The sequence below is a fragment of the Streptomyces rubrogriseus genome, assembly GCF_027947575.1.
GTDB classification, from domain to species: domain Bacteria; phylum Actinomycetota; class Actinomycetes; order Streptomycetales; family Streptomycetaceae; genus Streptomyces; species Streptomyces rubrogriseus.
The window spans coordinates 1,776,015-1,794,713 of the sequence record NZ_CP116256.1; the positions used below are offsets into that span (position 1 = coordinate 1,776,015).

At 71.3% G+C, this 18,699-nt stretch carries 17 protein-coding genes; 7 read left to right on the plus strand and 10 right to left on the minus strand.

Annotated elements, in window-relative coordinates; translation table 11 throughout:
* Positions 1-148 precede the first annotated feature (148 nt).
* The 3 genes from Sru02f_RS07730 to Sru02f_RS07740 form a co-directional block, all read right to left on the minus strand.
* Positions 149-646: an FBP domain-containing protein gene (locus Sru02f_RS07730; protein ID WP_109031712.1), complete on the minus strand. Its 498-nt coding sequence runs from the start codon at positions 644-646 to the stop codon at positions 149-151.
* A gap of 52 nt (positions 647-698) precedes the next feature.
* Positions 699-2,240: an MFS transporter gene (locus tag Sru02f_RS07735; RefSeq protein WP_174855064.1), complete on the minus strand. Its 1,542-nt coding sequence runs from the start codon at positions 2,238-2,240 to the stop codon at positions 699-701.
* Positions 2,241-2,972: 732 nt separating this feature from the next.
* Positions 2,973-3,572: a TetR/AcrR family transcriptional regulator gene (locus tag Sru02f_RS07740; RefSeq protein WP_109031713.1), complete on the minus strand. Its 600-nt coding sequence runs from the start codon at positions 3,570-3,572 to the stop codon at positions 2,973-2,975.
* A gap of 128 nt (positions 3,573-3,700) precedes the next feature.
* Here Sru02f_RS07740 and Sru02f_RS07745 point away from each other — a divergent pair, with 128 nt between their 5' ends.
* Positions 3,701-4,537, plus strand: a complete 837-nt coding sequence (locus tag Sru02f_RS07745; RefSeq protein WP_373103709.1) for an SCO6745 family protein — start codon at positions 3,701-3,703, stop codon at positions 4,535-4,537.
* Between the two features lie 150 nt (positions 4,538-4,687).
* On the opposite strand, the gene Sru02f_RS07750 is transcribed toward Sru02f_RS07745, so the two are convergent.
* On the minus strand, positions 4,688-5,266 hold the full coding sequence (locus tag Sru02f_RS07750) for a TetR/AcrR family transcriptional regulator (protein WP_109031715.1): 579 nt from the start codon (positions 5,264-5,266) through the stop codon (positions 4,688-4,690).
* Positions 5,267-5,356: 90 nt separating this feature from the next.
* Here Sru02f_RS07750 and Sru02f_RS07755 point away from each other — a divergent pair, with 90 nt between their 5' ends.
* Complete coding sequence (locus Sru02f_RS07755) at positions 5,357-5,803, plus strand: DUF1772 domain-containing protein (protein WP_109031716.1); 447 nt, start codon at positions 5,357-5,359, stop codon at positions 5,801-5,803.
* Positions 5,804-5,837: 34 nt separating this feature from the next.
* Here Sru02f_RS07755 and glnA read toward each other — a convergent pair whose 3' ends face one another.
* Complete coding sequence (gene glnA, locus Sru02f_RS07760; protein WP_104631010.1) at positions 5,838-7,199, minus strand: type I glutamate--ammonia ligase; 1,362 nt, start codon at positions 7,197-7,199, stop codon at positions 5,838-5,840.
* 291 nt (positions 7,200-7,490) lie between these two features.
* On the opposite strand from glnA, the gene Sru02f_RS07765 reads away from it, so the two are divergent.
* The 3 genes from Sru02f_RS07765 (at position 7,491) to Sru02f_RS07775 (ending at position 10,634) form a co-directional block, all read left to right on the plus strand.
* Positions 7,491-8,159 carry a DUF3105 domain-containing protein gene (locus Sru02f_RS07765; RefSeq protein WP_109031717.1) on the plus strand — a complete coding sequence of 223 codons (669 nt, stop codon included), beginning with the start codon at positions 7,491-7,493 and terminating at the stop codon, positions 8,157-8,159.
* Entirely contained in the window at positions 8,156-8,782 is a 627-nt protein-coding gene (locus Sru02f_RS07770; RefSeq protein WP_109031718.1) for a DUF305 domain-containing protein, read from the plus strand. The genes Sru02f_RS07765 and Sru02f_RS07770 overlap by 4 nt, the downstream gene beginning before the upstream one ends.
* Positions 8,783-8,864: 82 nt before the next feature.
* Positions 8,865-10,634: an NAD+ synthase gene (locus Sru02f_RS07775; protein ID WP_174855065.1), complete on the plus strand. Its 1,770-nt coding sequence runs from the start codon at positions 8,865-8,867 to the stop codon at positions 10,632-10,634.
* Positions 10,635-10,680: 46 nt separating this feature from the next.
* Here the strand turns inward: Sru02f_RS07775 and Sru02f_RS07780 are convergent, their stop codons facing one another.
* The 3 genes from Sru02f_RS07780 to Sru02f_RS07790 all read right to left on the minus strand — a co-directional run bounded on the left by Sru02f_RS07780 (position 10,681) and on the right by Sru02f_RS07790 (position 11,704).
* On the minus strand, positions 10,681-11,127 hold the full coding sequence (locus Sru02f_RS07780) for a VOC family protein (protein ID WP_059302823.1): 447 nt from the start codon (positions 11,125-11,127) through the stop codon (positions 10,681-10,683).
* Positions 11,128-11,189: 62 nt separating this feature from the next.
* Positions 11,190-11,444, minus strand: a complete 255-nt coding sequence (locus Sru02f_RS07785) for a Txe/YoeB family addiction module toxin (RefSeq protein WP_109031720.1) — start codon at positions 11,442-11,444, stop codon at positions 11,190-11,192.
* A complete protein-coding gene (locus Sru02f_RS07790; RefSeq protein ID WP_109031721.1) occupies positions 11,441-11,704 on the minus strand; it encodes a type II toxin-antitoxin system Phd/YefM family antitoxin in 264 nt (87 codons plus the stop codon). Before Sru02f_RS07790 ends, Sru02f_RS07785 begins: the two co-directional genes overlap by 4 nt.
* A gap of 174 nt (positions 11,705-11,878) precedes the next feature.
* On the opposite strand from Sru02f_RS07790, the gene Sru02f_RS07795 reads away from it, so the two are divergent.
* Complete coding sequence (locus tag Sru02f_RS07795) at positions 11,879-14,881, plus strand: bifunctional [glutamine synthetase] adenylyltransferase/[glutamine synthetase]-adenylyl-L-tyrosine phosphorylase (RefSeq protein ID WP_109031722.1); 3,003 nt, start codon at positions 11,879-11,881, stop codon at positions 14,879-14,881.
* A gap of 158 nt (positions 14,882-15,039) precedes the next feature.
* Here Sru02f_RS07795 and Sru02f_RS07800 read toward each other — a convergent pair whose 3' ends face one another.
* Both Sru02f_RS07800 and Sru02f_RS07805 read right to left on the minus strand, forming a co-directional pair.
* Positions 15,040-15,903 carry a phosphatase PAP2 family protein gene (locus Sru02f_RS07800; protein ID WP_109031723.1) on the minus strand — a complete coding sequence of 288 codons (864 nt, stop codon included), beginning with the start codon at positions 15,901-15,903 and terminating at the stop codon, positions 15,040-15,042.
* 94 nt (positions 15,904-15,997) lie between these two features.
* Entirely contained in the window at positions 15,998-17,032 is a 1,035-nt protein-coding gene (locus Sru02f_RS07805; protein ID WP_109031724.1) for a LacI family DNA-binding transcriptional regulator, read from the minus strand.
* 391 nt (positions 17,033-17,423) lie between these two features.
* Between Sru02f_RS07805 and Sru02f_RS07810 the strand changes: the two genes are divergently transcribed.
* The gene (locus tag Sru02f_RS07810; RefSeq protein ID WP_109031725.1) at positions 17,424-18,695 is read left to right on the plus strand and encodes an extracellular solute-binding protein; all 1,272 of its coding nucleotides are present in this window, start codon (positions 17,424-17,426) and stop codon (positions 18,693-18,695) included.
* The last annotated feature ends 4 nt before the right edge of the window (positions 18,696-18,699 follow it).

Below are 18,699 nucleotides of genomic sequence, written 5' to 3' on the forward strand. Positions count from 1 at the left end.
GCGCGCGCGGTCCGCCCAGTGAGCGGTGACCGCGTCGCGACGGTGCGACCGAGCGATGAACACTGTGGAGATTCACGGCCTTTCCGGGACCGATCCGCGGCCGGGCCCCGGCCCACGGGGGTGTGACACTTCAGCACCCCCGTCGGCCTCAGTGGAGGATCCGCTCCACGAACGCGTCGAGGTTGCCCCGCAGGCGCTCGATCTGCTGCTCGACGGTGAGCGACTCCTCCATCCGCCCGCCCGGTGCCGCCTTCTTCTTCCCCCGTACGTACAGCGAGCAGTCCAGGTCGGCGCAGACGTAGAGGCCCACCGAGTTGCCTTCGCGGCCGGCCGGGCCTGCCTTGGGGGCGGTCATGAGGCAGACGCCGCCGCCGGGATGCGTGGTCAGGCACAGCGAGCACATGCTGCGACGCAGGAAGCCGCGGTTGCCGGAAGCGGAGCGCAGGGTCAGGCCGACGGGTCCGGCGGCGCGTTCGAGGACGAGATAGCTGCGGTCGGGCGCGGACAGATCGGACCAGCCCAGGAAGTCCAGATCGTCCCAGTGGTCGAGGTCCGCCAGGTCCTTGGGCAGTGGGAGGCGTTTGGCCGCGCCCTTCGAGCAGTTGACGAACGAGGTACGGATGTCGTGCTCGGTCAGGGGTTTCATGAGGATCCTTCGGGAAGTGCGGTGGACGGTGGCGGGGGGACGACCCCGGCTGCTAGGCCGGTGCGTCGTGTCCGGCGTGCTTCGGCGTCCTGTGCCAGACAGTGAGGCCCGCTACCAGCGCGGCGAGCAGCAGAACGCCCGCCGAGCACCGGTAGGCGACGGAGAAGCCGTGCACCATGCCCTGGTCGAGGGTCGCGCCGTCGGCGTCCGGACCGCGCACGTGCGAGTGGAGGTAACGGCCGGTGGCGCCGGTGGCGATGGTGTTGAGCAGTACGGTGCCCAGCGAAGCGCCCATCTGCTGAACGGTGTTGAGGACGGCCGAGGCCACACCGGCGTCCTGAGCGGGTACGCCCGCGGTGGCCGTCGCGTAGACCGGCATGAAGGTCAGGCCCATGCCCAGACCGAGCAGCAGCAGGGCGGGCAGCACGTGCGTGACGTACTGCGCGTGCACGGTCACGCTGCTGAGCAGCACCATGCCGGCGGCGGCCAGCACCATGCCGGACGACATCAGAGTGCGCGGCGCCGTGCGTGGCAGCAGGCGGGCCGCGATCTGGGTCGCGCCGATGACGATGCCGGCCGAGATCGGCACGAAGGCCAGACCCGTCCGCACCGGCGGGTAGCCGAGGACGACCTGGAGGTAGTACGTCAGGAACAGGAAGACGCCGAACATGCCGATGGTGGCCAGGCCCATCGTCGCGAGCGATCCCGCCCGGACGCGGTCCCTGACGATGCGCAGCGGCAGCAGCGGGCTCGCCGCGCGGCTCTGCCACCACACGAAGGCGGCGAGCAGGACCACTCCGGCCACGAGCGGCGTGAGCACGGACGGGCTGGACCAGCCGCGGGGTTCGGCCTCGCTGAAGCCGTACACGAGGGCGACGAGCCCGCCGCAGCCCAGCAGCGCGCCCGGCACGTCCAGGTGCCCGCTCCGGCGGCCGGAGCGGTCGCGCAGGAAGGCCGGTGCGCCGAGCAGGGCGGCCAGCGCGATGGGCACGTTGACGTACAGGGACCAGCGCCAGTTCAGGTACTCGGTCAGCAGACCGCCCACGATCAGCCCGACCGCGCTGCCGCCGCCGGCCAGCGCACCGTAGACCCCGAACGCCCTGGCCCGCTCCTTGGGATCGGTGAACGTCGTAGCCAGCAGCGACAGGGCCGAGGGCGCCAGGACCGCCGCGAACGCACCTTGCAGGGCCCGCGCCGCGAACAGCATCCCGGGACCGGCCGCCGCGCCGCCCAGCGCGGAGGCCGCGGCGAATCCGGCCAGGCCGATGACGAAGGTGCGCTTGCGGCCCACCAGATCGGCGATCCGGCCGCCGAGCAGCAGCAGCCCGCCGAAGGCCAGCGTGTAGGCGGTGATCACCCACTGCCGGTCGGCGTCCGACATGCCGAGGGCGCGCTGGGCGGAGGGCAGCGCGATGTTCACGACGGTGCCGTCGAGGATCACCATCAGCTGAGCGAGGGCGATGACGGCCAGCGCCCACCAGCGCTTCGGATCCGGTGCCGGAGTCGCGGCGGGGACCTCGTGGTCCGGGGAAGGGCCGGTGGCCGTGGAGGGGGCGGACGGGAGGGATTCCCCTCCAGGACGTTTCTTGCTCATGGCGATCACGCACGTTTCGTGTCGAAGTGCTGACGAGACAGCCGGCCGGGGCGGTCGCGGTGGCGACGACGGGCCGGGGGTACGGAGCACGGGGACACGCCCCCGCGGCCCGCGCGGCGGCTAACCGCACAGGTCAGGACGTCTCGTGACGCGACACCTCAGGAAGGTGCCGAAGACAGGAAACGAAAAAGGGGGGAAGAGCTACCGCGCGCCGCAGAGGAGGGAGGGCACACGGCCGGAGGCAACTATGGCCGCAACGCATTCGGCACGGTCCATGTCTCTCGCCTCCTTCCGGGCAGGGCACGCGGTGCGTGTCGACGCCGAGCGCGCCGAGCGGGGTGGCAGGGAACCCGCCACGCGAAATCCCGGACAGACTAATCCCGTCGACGCCACCGCGCGACCGAATTCGATCGAGCACCCGCGCACGGAGAGCCGTTGACGATGTCCGACACTTGCTGGTGCAGTCCCCGCACGTGGCGATTACCGGCGGAGATCGGTCCCTACCGGCTGGGTCGCCGCGGGCCTGGGAATCTCACTGATCCCCTCCATCGCGCAGACCCCGCCGGTGGAGGGAGTACGCACCGTCCCGATCGTGCCACCGGCCCCGACCCGGCACATCGGCGTCGCCACCATCGTCCGTCGCGGTCTTCCCCAGGTCGTGACGATGGTACGAGCCCTCCAGCGACAGGCCGCGGTGCTGGACCGGACTGGCCCGCACCCCACGGCGTGACCTCATTTCTGCTCATCCGGCTGAGAAGACCGTGGGACCGGTCCGAACATCACGCTCGTCAGCGCCCCGAAGGCGGCTTCCGGATTCCGTCCGTCCAGCAGACCGTCAAGGTTGTGGGAGAGCAACAGCGTCGCGAAACCGTGGGCCATCGACCAGGCCGCCGTGAAGGCGATGACCGGATCGTCGGCATGGCCCTGCACGGCCGTACGGAGCATGCTCCGCGTCTGTTCGCGTGCGGCGAGGAGCCCGGGGTCGTCCGGGCGCAGCAGCTCCGGCCGGAACATGACCTGGAAGTGCGCCGGGTGGGCGGCGGCGAAGCGCACGTACCGGACACCCAGGTCACGCAGGTCCTCCGCCTCGCCGAGTACGGCGGACAGGAGGCTGTGGCCCTCGGTGGCGATGGCGGTGAGAAGTCCCGAACGGTCCTTGAAGTGATGCGCGGGCGCCGCATGGGAGACGCCCGCGCGGCGGGCCAGGTCGCGCAGGGAGAGGGCTGACGGCCCTTCGGCGGCGATGACGTCGAGGGCCGCGTTGAGCACGGCCCGCCGCAGGTCTCCGTGGTGGTACGGGCGTTCGGGGTGCGCGGGGCGTTCGGTGGGCATGAGGGCAGCCTAGCGTCATCTAGTCATTGACAAGATGAGGTGGCGAAGGAAGTCTGAGCCCGGACAAGCCGTGCAGGCCGAGGGCAAGGGGAGCTGTCTTGAGCAACGACAACGGACGCGTGAGGCAGATGTGGCACCTCTTGGAGCCCCTGCATGCCGTCGTCTACTTCGCGCCGCAGGTCTTCGAGGAGGTCGAGTCGCTCGGCTACGGCACCGGCGAGCGCTGGCCGAGCTACTTCGCCCTGCGGGCGGCGCCGCTCGGAGCACGCGGATCCCGTCAGGTGGCCTCCGCGTTCTACAGCTTCAGTCCGCGGATGGTCGCCGAGCACATCCCCGCCGCCTGGGACGTCGCCGCGCCGGCCAAGGTGATCGACGCCCGGACGCGCGGCGTCGACCGGGCGTACCGAGCACTCTTCGGCGCGTGGACGGACGGCCCCGAAGTCGCCGAGGCCGCGGCACTCGCCCGTCGGGCGGCCGAGGCCGCACGTACCGAGGGCCGCCCGCTCGCCGCCGCCAACGCCGAACTGCCGTGGCCGCGGGAACCGCACCTCGTGCTGTGGCAGGCCGCGACGATCCTGCGCGAGCACCGCGGCGACGGCCATCTCGCCGCACTGCTGACCGCAGACCTCGACCCGGTCGAGGCGCTGGTGTCGTTCGCGGCGATCGGCGCGGCACCGGCCCACGTCTTCGCGAGCCGCGGCTGGACCGGGCAGGAGTGGGCCGCCGCCCGCGAACGGCTCCTCGTACGGGGTCTGCTGAACGCCGACGAGTCCGCGACCGACGCGGGCCGTGCCCTGCGTGCCGAGATCGAGCTCCGCACCGACGAACTGGCCGCCGCTCCCTGGCGGGCCCTCGGCGACGAGGACACCGCGAGACTCGCCGACCTCCTCGGGCCCGTCTGGCTCGAGGTCCTGGGCTCGGGGATGCTGCCGCGTGACACCACGCTCGGCATCGGAAAGGTCTGACGTCGCGCGCCGCGTGGTGATCACGTCATCGATGCCGCGCGGGGCCGTACGGAATCCGCGACATCGGCCCCGCCCGCGCCGGAGTCCCACCGCACCGGCACCGGCCGCGGCTTCCGCGGTTCCCGCGAGGGGAGCTGCGACCGGCCGTCATCAGACCACGGGGAGCCGGTCCACCAGCAGCCGCACCCTCCGCTCGGTTTCCTCCGGCGGCAGCCGGCCCGACCGGGTCAGGGTCGTCACCCCGTGCAGGGACGCCCAGAACACCTCGGTGAACAGCCCCGGTTCGACGCCGTCCCCGGCGACCTCCCCGAGGCTCTCCAGCAGTGCGGCGAAGGCGTCCTTGAGGGGCTCGGGGGTGTCCTCCCGCGCGTACGCCAGGCCGCCGTCGAGTTGGAAGATGGCGTCGTAGACCGCCGGATTGCGTTCGGCGAAGGCGAGGTAGGCACGGGCGAGGGCGTGCACCCGGGCGCGCGGGCCGTCGGCGGCGGCCGTCGCGGCCCGCATCGCCACGGCCATCTCGGTGGCGCCCTGGAGGGCGACGGCGCCGATGATCTCGCGTTTGCCGCGGAAGTGGCTGTAGAGGACGGGCTGGCTGTACTCGATGCGCTCGGCGAGCCGACGGGTGGTGACCGCGTCCCAGCCCTGCTGCTCGGCGAGTTCACGGGCCGTCGCCACGATGAGGCGCTCGCGCTCCGCCCGTTCCCGCTGCTTGCGTTCCTGTACCGACATGACTCGATCCTAGCACCGCTAGACAATGAAGCGTTGGCAGTACTAGCGTTGCCTCATCGGCTAGCAGCACTAGATTCCGAAGGGGTCGTCATGCTCAACGCACTCGAGGTCGTCACCACGGTCGTCGTCGGCGTGATGGTGGGGGTGGAGTTCGCCGTCGCGTTCGTCATGAACCCGATCCTCAACGCCCTCCCGGAGGACAGCCGTCAACTCGGCCACGCGCACGGGGGCCGGATGCTCGGCGCCGTGATGCCGGTCTGGTACATCGGCTCGCTCGTGCTCGTCGCCATATGGGCGGCAGTCGGATGGCACCACCACGGCACCGGCCTCGTCGTCACCGCCGGCGCACTGCTGATCCTCAGCGTGGTCATGTCGATTCTGCTGCTCGTCCCGATCAACAACCGGAACAAGACGTGGACCCCCGAGAACCGGCCCGAGGACTGGAAGGAGCAGACGCAGCGCTGGTTGCGCTGGCACTACGTCCGCCTTGCCGTCATCGGCGCGGCCTTCGCCCTGCTGGCCACCGCCCTCGTCTGAGCCCTCGGGGTCCGCCGGGCCGCCAACGCCCGCCCTACAGCACCGGCAGCGACTTCCGCAGCTCGAAGGCGGTGACCTGGGAGCGGTACTCCTCCCACTCCTGGCGCTTGTTGCGGAGGAAGAAGTCGAAGACGTGTTCGCCCAGGGTCTCGGCGACCAGGTCGCTGCGCTCCATCAGGGCGAGGGCCTCGCCCAGGTTCTGGGGGAGGGGCTCGATGCCCAGGGCGCGGCGCTCCGCGTCGGAGAGGGCCCAGACGTCGTCCTCGGCGCCCGGCGGGAGTTCGTAGCCCTCCTCGATGCCCTTGAGACCGGCGGCGAGGAGGACGGCGTAGGTCAGGTACGGGTTGGCGCCGGCGTCGATGGAACGGACCTCGACACGGGCCGAACCGGTCTTGCCGGGCTTGTACATCGGGACCCGGACCAGGGCCGAGCGGTTGTTGTGGCCCCAGCAGATGTAGGAGGGGGCCTCGCCGCCCGCGCCCGCCGTGCGCTCGGTGCCGCCCCAGATGCGCTTGTAGGAGTTCACCCACTGGTTGGTGACCGCGGAGATCTCGGCGGCGTGGCGCAGCAGGCCCGCGATGAAGGAGCGGCCCACCTTGGAGAGCTGGTACTCCGCGCCGGACTCGTAGAACGCGTTGCGGTCGCCCTCGAAGAGCGAGAGGTGGGTGTGCATGCCCGAGCCCGGGTACTCCGAGAACGGCTTCGGCATGAAGGTGGCCTGGAGACCCTGCTCCAGGGCGACCTGCTTCATGACCAGGCGGAAGGTCATGACGTTGTCGGCCGTGGAGAGCGCGTCCGCGTAGCGCAGGTCGATCTCCTGCTGGCCGGGGGCGCCCTCGTGGTGGGAGAACTCCACCGAGATGCCCATCGACTCCAGCATGGTGATCGCCTGGCGGCGGAAGTCCATGCCGATGTTCTGCGGGGTGTGGTCGAAGTAGCCCGAGTTGTCGGCGGGGGTCGGGACCGAGCCGTCGACCGGCTTGTCCTTCAGCAGGAAGAACTCGATCTCCGGGTGGGTGTAGAAGGTGAAGCCCAGGTCGGAGGTGCGGGCCAGGGCGCGCTTGAGGACGTAGCGCGGGTCCGCGAAGGACGGCGACCCGTCCGGCATGAGGATGTCGCAGAACATGCGGGCCGTGCCGGGGGCCTCCGCGCGCCACGGCAGGACCTGGAAGGTCGACGGGTCCGGCTTGGCGATCATGTCGGACTCGTAGACCCGGGCGAAGCCCTCGATCGCGGAGCCGTCGAAGCCGATGCCCTCGTCGAAGGCCTGCTCCAGCTCGGCCGGGGCCACGGCGACGGACTTGAGGAAGCCCAGCACGTCCGTGAACCACAGGCGTACGAACCGGATGTCGCGCTCCTCCAGCGTCCGGATCACGAACTCCTGCTGCTTGTCCATCTTCCGCTTCCCCATCCTTGCTGGTCAGGCCGCCTGTCTCCGGTACGGCGGGAGGCGGTCGGGCACTTGAGCATCACACCACAGCGCCGTTACGTGTGCGTTGCGGACCTCCGTCGGCCGGCCCACCCCGTGACCGCAGCGTAGAGGCCACCTGTTCGATCGGGCCATTCCGGGGATCCGGCCGGGACGGATCCGGTGCCCGCCCTACGAAGGACGGGCCCCGCGCCATTACGATCAGCGGACCTCACGCTCGTCCGTTCCCCAGATTCCTTCCCAGAAGGGCAACACCCCATGGGTTCCGCCAAGAAGAGCAGCAACACGGCGCGACAGGCCCGCATAGCCGAGATGCGGCGCGCCGAGGAGGCCCGCAACCGCCGGAACCGGATCCTCACGGTCACGCTCAGCACCGTGGTCGTCGCCGGTCTCGTCGTCGGCGGTGTCCTCCTCGTCCGGTCGCAGTCCGACGACTCCTCCGGCGACACCGCCTCCGACGGCAAGACCTCCGGCAAGTTCGAGACCGACGCGGACGGCGTACGGACCTGGAAGGGCGACCTGGGGCGCAACCACGTCACCAAGAAGGTGACCTACCCCGTCGAGCCCCCCGTCGGCGGCGACCACAACCAGGTCTGGATGAACTGCAACGGCGACGTCTACACCAAGCCGCTGAACAACGAGAACGCGGTGCACTCGCTGGAGCACGGCGCCGTCTGGGTGACGTACACCGACAAGGCGCCCGAGGCCGACGTCGAGAAGCTGGCCGCCAAGGTCAAGAAGACGCCGTACTCGCTGATGAGCCCCGACGACGAGCAGAAGGACCCGATCGTGCTGTCCGCCTGGGGGCACCAGCGCACGGTGACCGGTGCCGACGACCCGAACGTGGACAAGTTCTTCGAGAAGTTCGTCCAGGGACAGCAGACCCCCGAGCCGGGGGCCGCGTGCACCAACGGGCTGTCCCAGTGACCCCGAAACGGGCCGGCTGGATCGCGGGGGCCGCGACCGCGGCCCTCGTCGCGGCCGGCGGGATCACCTACGCGGTCGCCGGGGACGACGGCGGCAGCAGGACCCCGGCCGCCGACTCCGCGGACGCCGGGTTCGCCCGGGACATGTCGGTCCACCACCAGCAGGCCGTGGAGATGTCGTACATCGTGCGCGACCGCACCGACGACGAGGAGGTGCGGCGGCTCGCGTACGACATCGCGCAGACCCAGGCCAACCAGCGCGGCATGATGATCGGCTGGCTCGACCTGTGGGCGCTGCCCAAGGTGTCGTCCGACCCGCCGATGACCTGGATGGGCATGGGCGACGCGCCCTCCGCCGGCGAGGGTTCGCTGATGCCCGGAATGGCCACCGACGCCGAGATGAAGAAACTCGGGACGCTGGACGGGAAGCAGGCCGAGGTCTACTACCTCCAGCTGATGACCGAGCACCACAAGGGCGGCGTCCACATGGCGAAGGGGTGCGTCGAGAGGTGCACGGTCGGCGTGGAGAAGCGGCTGGCCCAGGGGATGGTGGAGTCCCAGGAGTCGGAGATCCGGCTGATGGCCGACCTGCTGGCCGAGCGGGGCGCGAAACCGCGGAGCTGAGACGGCGTGTGTGAGGTCTCGGACATCATGCGGTAACACACCCGTCGCCCCATTGCGTCGTTCTGACGATTACAGTGGACCCGTGCCTCGACTACGACTCGCCCTGAACCAGATCGACTCCACCGTCGGCGACATCGACGGCAATGCCGAGTCGGTCCTGCGCTGGACCCGGCACTCGGCCGAGCAGGGAGCGCACCTGGTGGCGTTCCCGGAGATGACGCTGACCGGGTACCCGGTGGAGGACCTGGCCCTCAGGTCCTCCTTCGTCGAGGCGTCCCGCGCCGCCCTGCGCTCCCTCGCGGCGCGGCTGGCGGACGAGGGCCTCGGCGAGGTCCCCGTGGTCGTCGGTTACCTCGACCGCTCGGCGACCGCGCAGCCCAGGTACGGCCAGCCGGCCGGCGCCCCGCAGAACGCGGCGGCCGTGCTGCACGGCGGCGAGGTGGCGCTGAGCTTCGCCAAGCACCACCTGCCGAACTACGGGGTCTTCGACGAGTTCCGCTACTTCGTGCCCGGCGACACCCTGCCCGTGGTGCGGGTGCGCGGCGTGGACGTGGCGCTGGCCATCTGCGAGGACCTGTGGCAGGACGGCGGCCGGGTGCCCGCCGCCCGCTCGGCGCGGGCCGGGCTGCTGCTCTCCGTCAACGCCTCCCCGTACGAGCGCGACAAGGACGACACCCGGCTGGAGCTGGTGCGCAAGCGATCGCAGGAGGCCGGGTGCACCACCGCCTACCTGGCCATGACCGGCGGGCAGGACGAGCTGGTCTTCGACGGCGACTCGATCGTCGTCGACCGGGACGGGACCGTACTGGCCCGGGCGCCGCGGTTCACCGAGGGCTGCATGGTGCTGGACCTCGACCTGCCCGCCGCCGACACGCAGGCGCCCACGGGCGTCGTGGACGACGGCCTGCGCATCGACCGGGTGGTGCTCTCCGAAGCGGAGGAGGCGGCGGACACGGTGCCCGCCGGTGAGCCGTGGCGGTCCGGCGGGCACGCCGAGCCGCTGGACGACGACGAGGAGGTCTACTCGGCGCTCGTCACCGGCCTGCGCGCGTACGTCACGAAGAACGGCTTCCGCTCGGTGCTGATCGGACTGTCCGGCGGCATCGACTCCGCACTGGTCGCGTCGATCGCCTGCGACGCGCTCGGCGCGGAGCACGTGTACGGCGTCTCGATGCCCTCCAAGTACTCCCCGGGTCACTCCAGGGACGACGCGGCCGAACTGGCCCGGCGCACCGGCCTCCACTACCGCACCGTGTCCATCGAGCCGATGTTCGACGCGTACACGGGCGCGCTGGAGCTGACCGGCCTGGCCGAGGAGAACCTCCAGTCCCGGCTGCGCGGCACGCTGCTGATGGCGCTCTCCAACCAGGAGGGCCACCTCGTGCTGGCCCCCGGCAACAAGTCGGAGCTGGCGGTCGGCTACTCCACGCTGTACGGCGACTCGGTGGGCGGCTACGGGCCCATCAAGGACGTGTACAAGACGTTGGTCTTCCGGCTCGCCGAGTGGCGCAACCGCGCGGCCCGGGACCGCGGCCGGACCCCGCCGATCCCGGAGAACTCGATCACCAAGCCGCCGAGCGCGGAGCTGCGTCCCGGCCAGGTCGACACGGACTCGCTGCCGGACTACCCGGTGCTGGACGCGATCCTCGCCCTGTACGTCGACCGGGACCGGGGCGCGGACGAGATCGTGGCCGCCGGGTACGACCGGGAGCTGGTGACGCGGACGCTGCGCATGGTGGACACGGCCGAGTACAAGCGGCGGCAGTACCCGCCGGGCACCAAGATCTCGCCCAAGGGCTTCGGCAAGGACCGCCGCCTGCCGGTCACCAACCGCTGGCGGGAGAGCGGCTGAGGCGGCGGGGTACGCGTACCGGCCGGCCCTCGCGCTTGAGGTCGGCCTAGCCCTCGCGCTTGAGGTCGGCCAGCACCTTGTGCAGCGGCTCCGCCACCCGGCGCCGGTACTCCTGGATCGCCCAGCCGTTGCCGTCCGGGTCCTTGAAGTACATGAAGGTGGCGCCGTCGTCCGGGGCGTACTGCACCGGCTCCGAGACCTCGAGACCACGGGCGGTCAGCTCCGCGTGGGCCGCCTTGATGTCGGCGACGCAGAGCTGGAGGCCCTGGTACGAGCCCGGTTCCGGCCGGGTCTGGCCCTGCGCCATGTCCCAGATGGCGTCGCCGAGGGCGACCGAGCAGCCGGAGCCCGGGGGCGTCAGCTGGACGATCCGCATGCCCGGCATGACCTCCTGGTCGATGTCGACGTGGAAGCCGACCTTGTCGCGGTAGAAGTCCCGGGCGCGGTCGATGTCGGTGACGGGGAGCGGGATGACTTCGAGCGTGAAGTCCATGGCGTGACTCCTTCGGCTTCGGCTCTCGCCGGTCGCGGGTGTCGGGTCCGTACCGGCGGGTGTCAGTAGTGGTAGCGCGCCTGGACGATGACCAGCTGGTCATCGGTGGGCTTGTACACAAGACGGTGCGTGTCGTCGATGCGCCGTGACCAGTAGCCGGACAGGTCGCCCTTGAGCGGCTCCGGCTTGCCGATGCCCTTGAACGGGTCACGGGCGATGTCGGCGATCAGTCTGTTGATCCGCTTGGTCACCTTCCGGTCGCTCTCGGCCCAGTGGACGTAGTCCTCCCAGCCGTGGGACGTGAAAGTGATCCTCACGCCCGCTCCGCGTCCGGGTCGATCAGTTCGTGCTGCCGTGCGTCGCCCGCCTCGGCCTCCGCGATGGAGTCGAGCAGACGGCGGGCGTTCCTGGGCGAGCGCAGGAGGTGGACCGTCTCCGTCCACGCCGTGAAGTCCTCCTCGGACATGAGCACGGCGTTCCCCTTGCGGGAGGTGATGTGCACCGGGGCGTGGTCCTCGTTGACCTGCTCTATCAGCGGGAACAGATTCTGACGGGCTTCGCTGGCGGTGATGGACATACCAGTGCCTCCCTTCCTCGGCTGGTACAAGATATCGTACGAGTCTGGGGCGGTCCACCGGAAAGCGGGAGCGGTACGTCCCGGCGCCCGCACGCCGTTCCCCGGCTACGCTCAGCCCGTACGACCTTGATCCCACCCGGGCCCGTGTGCCCCGCAGTCCGACAGGAGGCCGAGATGACGGCGCCGGGGCGCAGGAGCAGTACCTTCACGCGACTGCTGCGGCACGGTTTCACCGATCCCTCGGCCGCCGAACGGCTGCTGGACGGGGCCGAGCTGGCCGAGCTGCGGGCCGACCCCGTGCTCCTGGAGGCGCTGGGCGCCACCGCCGACCCGGACCTCGCCCTGCACGGCCTGGTCAGGCTCCTGGAGGCGCAGCCCGACCCCACCGCCCGCCAGGAGCTGCTGGACACCCTGATAGCCGCCAAGCCGCTGCGCGACCGTCTCCTCGGGGTGCTCGGCGCCTCCGAGGCGCTCGCCGACCACCTCGCCCGGCACGCCGGGGACTGGCAGGCCCTGGTGACGTACGAGCCGCGGGACCTGCACCGCGGGGTCGAGGAGTTCGAACGGGGGCTCGCCGAGGCCACCGACCCGGTGTCCCTGCGCGTCGCCTACCGGCGCTGCCTGCTGTCCATCGCCGCCCGCGACGTGTGCGGCACCATCGACGTCGCCGAGACCGCCGCCGAGCTGGCCGACCTCGCCACCGCCACCCTGCGCGCCGCCCTGGCCCTCGCCGAGGCCGCCGCACCCGAGGACGCCGCGCGGTGCAGGCTCGCGGTGATCGCGATGGGCAAGTGCGGCGGACACGAGCTGAACTACGTCTCCGACGTCGACGTCATCTTCGTGGGGGAGGCGGCGGACGCGGGCCCCGACGCCGACGAGGCCAAGGCGATCCGGGCCGCGACCTCGCTCGCCGCGCACATGATGCGGATCTGCTCCGAGACCACCGTCGAGGGCTCCATCTGGCCCGTCGACGCCAACCTCCGCCCCGAGGGCCGCAACGGCCCCCTGGTGCGCACCCTCAGCAGCCACCTGGCCTACTACCAGCGCTGGGCCAAGACCTGGGAGTTCCAGGCGCTGCTCAAGGCCCGCCCGGTGGCCGGCGACCCCGGCCTCGGCGCCGAGTACGTCGCCGCCCTCCAGCCCCTGGTGTGGCAGGCCGCCGACCGCGAGAACTTCGTCCCGGACGTGCAGAAGATGCGCCGCCGGGTGGTGGAGAACATCCCCGTCGCCGAGGTCGACCGGCAGCTCAAGCTCGGGCCCGGCGGCCTTCGGGACGTCGAGTTCGCCGTGCAGCTCCTCCAGCTGGTGCACGGACGGGCGGACACCTCCCTGCACAGCGGCACGACGCTGGACGCCCTGGAGGCGCTCGCCGCGGGCGGTTACGTCGGCCGGACCGACGCCGCCCAGCTCGACGAGGCGTACCGGTTCCTGCGCTCCATGGAGCACCGCATCCAGCTGCACCGGCTGCGCCGCACCCACCTGGTGCCCGAGGACGAGGCCGACCTGCGCCGCCTCGGCCGCTCGCTCGGCCTGCGCACCGATCCGGTGAGCGGGCTGCTGCGCGCCTGGAAACGGCACGCATCCGTCGTACGCCGGCTGCACGAGAAGCTGTTCTACCGGCCGCTGCTCGACGCCGTCGCCCAGCTCGCCCCCGGCGAGGCCCGGCTCAGCCCCGAGGCGGCCCGGGAACGCCTGGTCGCCCTCGGCTACGCCGACCCGGCCGCCGCGCTGCGGCACCTGGAGGCGCTCGCGTCCGGCGTCACCCGCAAGGCGGCCATCCAGCGCACCCTGCTGCCCGTGCTGCTCGGCTGGTTCGCCGACTCGGCCGATCCGGACACCGGGCTGCTCAACTTCCGCAAGGTCTCCGACGCGCTCGGCACCACGCCCTGGTACCTCAGGCTGCTGCGCGACGAGGGCGCCGCCGCCGAGAACCTCGCCCGGGTGCTCTCCGCCGGACGACTCGCCCCCGACCTGCTGATGCGGGCCCCGGAGGCCGTCGCGCTGCTCGGCGACGGCGTCGCCGGGGGACTGCGGCCGCGCGGCCGGGCCCAGCTGGAGCAGGAGACCCTCGCCGCGGTCCGCCGCGCCGACGACGCCGTACAGGCCGTCACCGCGGTGCGCGGCGTACGGCGCCGGGAGCTGTTCCGCACGGCCGCCGCGGACATCGTCGGCTCCTACGGCACCGAGGCCCAGCCCGTCGAGGCCGACCAGGGCGCCCTGGTGGACCTGGTCGGCGGCGCCGTGTCCGACCTGACGGCGGCGACGCTCGCGGGCACGCTGCGGGCGGTCGTGCGGGACAAGTGGGGCGACGTACTGCCGACCCGGTTCGCGATCATCGGCATGGGCCGCTTCGGCGGACACGAGCTGGGCTACGGCTCGGACGCGGACGTGCTGTTCGTGCACGAGCCCCGCGACGGCGTGGCCGAGCGGGAGGCGGGCGACGCCGCCAACAAGGTCGTCTCCGAGATGCGCCGCCTGCTCCAGGTGCCCAGTGCCGACCCCCCGCTGCTGATCGACGCCGACCTGCGGCCCGAGGGCAGGTCCGGGCCGCTGGTGCGGACCCTGAAGTCGTACGAGGCGTACTACCGGCGCTGGTCGCTGGGGTGGGAGTCGCACGCCCTGCTGCGGGCCGAGTTCGTCGCCGGGGACGAGGACCTGGGGCGGCGCTTCGTCGAGCTGATCGACCCCCTGCGGTACCCGGCGGGCGGGCTCGGGGAGGACGCCGTACGGGAGATCCGGCGGCTCAAGGCCCGCATGGAGTCCGAGCGGCTGCCGCGCGGGGCCGACCCCAAGCTGCACGCCAAACTGGGGCCGGGCGGTCTCTCCGACGTGGAGTGGACCGTGCAGCTGCTCCAGCTGCGGCACGGCCACGAGATCGCCGGGCTGCGCACCACCGGGACGCGCACCGCACTGACCGCCGCCCGGGACGCCGGGCTGGTCTCGGAGGAGCACACCGCCACGCTCGACGAGGCGTGGGTGCTGGCGACGCGGGTGCGCAACGCGGTGATGCTGGTGCGGGGGCGGGCGGGGGACACCTTCCCGACCGACCCGCGCGAGCTGGCGGCCGTCGGCCGCTACCTGGGCCACGGCTCGGGCCACGCGGGCGACATGCTCGACGAATACCGCCGCACGGCCAGAAGGGCGAGAACGGTGGTGGAGGACCTGTTCTACGCATAGCCCCGCCGCTGCGGGCAGTCGTACCCCGCCCGTAGCTGCGGGCAGTCGTGCCTCCCCCAGTGCCTGAACGGCCTGGGAGGTACCCCCAGGCGGCACGGGTGGGCGCAGCGGCACCCCGCCCCGCCGGGTAGCGCACTCCCCGGGCCCCCACCCCGCAGCTACGCCCGCCCCGGCAACCACACCCTCCGCCGCCGCGCAGCGGCCGGCACCAGACGAGGCAACGCGTACGGCAGCCTCCCGTACCACGCGGCAGCGACCCCGTACCCGAACGCCAGGCACAGCACGCCCCCCACCGCGTCCAGCCAGAAGTGGTTCGCCGTAGCCACGATCACCACCAGCGTGAGCGCCGGATACACCAGCCCCAGCACCCGCACCCACGGCACCGACGCCAGCGCGAAGATCGTCAGCCCGCACCACACCGACCACCCGATGTGCATCGACGGCATCGCGGCGTACTGGTTGGACATGTTCTTCAGGTCGCCCGACGCCATCGACCCCCAGGTCTGGTGGACCATCACGGTGTCGACGAAGTGCCCGCCGTTCATCAGCCGGGGCGGGGCGAGCGGGTACAGGTAGTAACCGGCCAGGGCGACGCCGGTGGTGGCGAAGAGCACCAGCCGGGTCGCCGCGTAGCGGCCGGGATGGCTGCGGAAGAGCCACACCAGGACACCCAGCGTGACCACGAAGTGCAGCGTGGCGTAGTAGTAGTTCATGCCGACGACCAGCCAGGTCACCGAGTTCACCGCGTGGTTGACGGACTCCTCGACGGCGACGCCCAGTTGCTGCTCGACCCGCCAGATCCAGTCGGCGTTGCGCAGTGCGGCCGTCCGCTGTTCCGGCACCGCGTTGCGGACGAGGGAGTACGTCCAGTAGCTGAGCGCGATCAGCAGGATCTCGAACCACAGGCGCGGTCGGCGCGGGGCGCGGAACCGGGACAGGAGGCGCTTCCCCGTCGTCCCAGTGACGGGGTGTGGAACGCCGTCCTCCAGGCGTTCCCGAGTCCTCACGGTCGCGTCACCCATAGGCATGAAGTCTGCCAGAAAAGCCTTCTTCCACCGATCATCCCTCAGGTGGAACCGACCCGCATCCGGCCCGGAGCCGGCACCCCCACGGGGATCAGGGGCGGCCGCGCTCGCCCGGCGCCGACGCCGTCGAACCGCGCACCACCAGCTCCGGCATGAACACGAACTCGCTGTGCGGCGCGGGCGTCCCGCCGATCTCCTCCAGGAGCGTGCGCACCGCCGCCTGACCCATCGCCGGGACCGGCTTGCGGACCGTGGTGAGCGGCGGGTCGGTGAAGGCGATCAGCGGCGAGTCGTCGAAACCGACGACCGAGACGTCCTTGGGCACGTCCAGGCCCAGCTGCCGGGCCGCGCGTATCGCGCCCAGCGCCATCATGTCGCTGGCGCAGACCACCGCCGTGCAGTCCCGCCCGATGAGCGCGGCGGCCGCCGCCTGGCCGCCCTCCAGGGTGTACAGCGAGTGCTGGACCAGCTCCTTCTCCACCGTCTCGGCGCTCAGCCCCAACTGGTCCTGGACGGTGCGGACGAAGCCCTCGATCTTGCGCTGCACCGGCACGAACCGCTTCGGCCCGAGGGCCAGTCCGATCCGGGTGTGGCCGAGCGAGACGAGGTGGGTGACCGCGAGGCTCATCGCGGCCCGGTCGTCGGGCGAGATGAACGGCGCCTGCACCTGCGACGAGAAGCCGTCGACGAGGACGAAGGGCACGCCCTGCGCGCGCAGCCGCTCGTAGCGCTGCATGTCGGCGGTGGTGTCGGCGTGCAGCCCCGAGACGTAGATGATGCCGGCCACCCCGCGGTCGACCAGCATCTCGGTCAGCTCGTCCTCCGTGGAGCCGCCCGGCGTCTGGGTGGCGAGGACGGGCGTGTAGCCCTGGCGGGTCAGCGCCTGCCCGATGACCTGCGCCAGGGCCGGGAATATCGGGTTCTCCAGCTCCGGGGTGATCAGGCCCACCAGGCCCTCGCTGCGCTGCCGCAGCCGCACCGGGCGCTCGTAGCCCAGCACGTCGAGGGCGGCGAGCACGGACTGGCGGGTGGTGGCGGCGACGCCCGGCTTCCCGTTGAGGACGCGGCTGACGGTCGCTTCGCTCACCCCCGCCTGGGCGGCGATGTCGGCAAGCCGTGTGGTCACAGGGGTGGACTGTACCTGTCGGCCGCTCCCTTGCACACCGATCGGGCGCCGTGGGCGGCCTGTTGGACGGCCCGTCGGACGGCCCGGCGCGGGCTGCTGCGTCATCGCGCTCCCTCGAGAAAGTGGCGGCAAGAGCTTGCAGAGTCTTGCACAACCCGCCCGATACCGCTCGGGCCCCGTAAACAAGCGTCTCACGACGGTCGCCGAGAGGTCACGCCCGGATAACTTCGGAGATCTCTTGCACATTTTTGCAGCAAGACCTTTCGCCAGGCTTTCAACGCTGTTACGTTCACGTCGCCCGACGGCAGCAACGAAGCGGTCGGCGGTCGGCAGGAGCGGCGGACGGGCCCGCACCCTGCACCACACGGGCTTTCACCCTCAAGGAGAACTCATGCGGCGTGGCATAGCGGCCACCGCGCTGGTGGCGTCCCTCGCCCTGGCGGCGACGGCGTGCGGCGGAGACGGCGACAGCGACAGCGAGTCGGGCGGACCGGTCACCATCACTTACTGGGACACCTCCAACGCGACCAACGAGGCGCCGACCTACAAGGCCCTGGTCAAGGAGTTCGAGGCCGCCAACAAGGGCGTCAAGGTCAACTTCGTCAACGTGCCCTTCGACCAGGCGCAGAACAAGTTCGACACCGCCGCCGGCTCCAAGGGCGCCCCGGACGTGCTGCGCTCCGAGGTCGGCTGGACGCCCGCCTTCGCCAAGAAGGGCTTCTTCCTGCCGCTGGACGGCACCGAGGCCCTCGCCGAGCAGGACAAGTTCCAGCCCAACCTGATCGAGCAGGCCAAGTACGAGGGCAAGACCTACGGCGTCCCGCTGGTCACCGACACCCTCGCCTTCGTCTACAACAAGGCGCTCTTCGAGAAGGCCGGCGTCGAGGCCCCCAAGACCTGGGACGACCTGAAGAAGGCCGCCGCCACCATCAAGGACAAGACCGGCGTCGACGGCTACTGGGCCTCCACGGCCGGCTACTACGCGCAGCCGTTCCTGTACGGCGAGGGCACCGACACCGTCGACGCCGACGCCAAGAAGGTCACCGTCGACTCCGCCGAGGCGAAGAAGGGCTACGGCACCTGGCTGAGCCTCTTCGACGGCAAGGGCCTGCACAAGGCCGACACCACCGCGGACGCCTACGCCCACATCCAGGAGGCGTTCGTCAGCGGCAAGGTCGCCTCGATCATCCAGGGCCCGTGGGAGATCACCAACTTCTACAAGGGCTCGGCGTTCAAGGACAAGAACAACCTCGGCATCGTCACCGTCCCGGCCGGTTCCACCGGCAAGGCGGGCGCCCCGACCGGCGGCCACAACCTCTCGGTCTACGCCGGTTCGGACAAGGCGCACCAGGAGGCGGCGCTGAAGTTCGTGAACTTCATGACCTCGGCGAAGTCCCAGGAGACCGTCGCCCTGAAGAACTCCACGCTGCCGACCCGCGACGACGCCTACACCGCGAAGGTCAAGGCCGACCCGGGCATCGCCGGCTTCCAGACGGTCCTGCCCGCCGCCCAGCCGCGCCCGGCGCTGCCCGAGTACAGCTCCCTGTGGACGCCGCTGGACGACGAGCTGCCCCAGATCGCCGGCGGCAAGAAGTCCCTGGACGAGGGGCTGGGCGACGCCGAGACCGCGATCGCCAAGCTGGTGCCGGACTTCAGCAAGTAGCAGC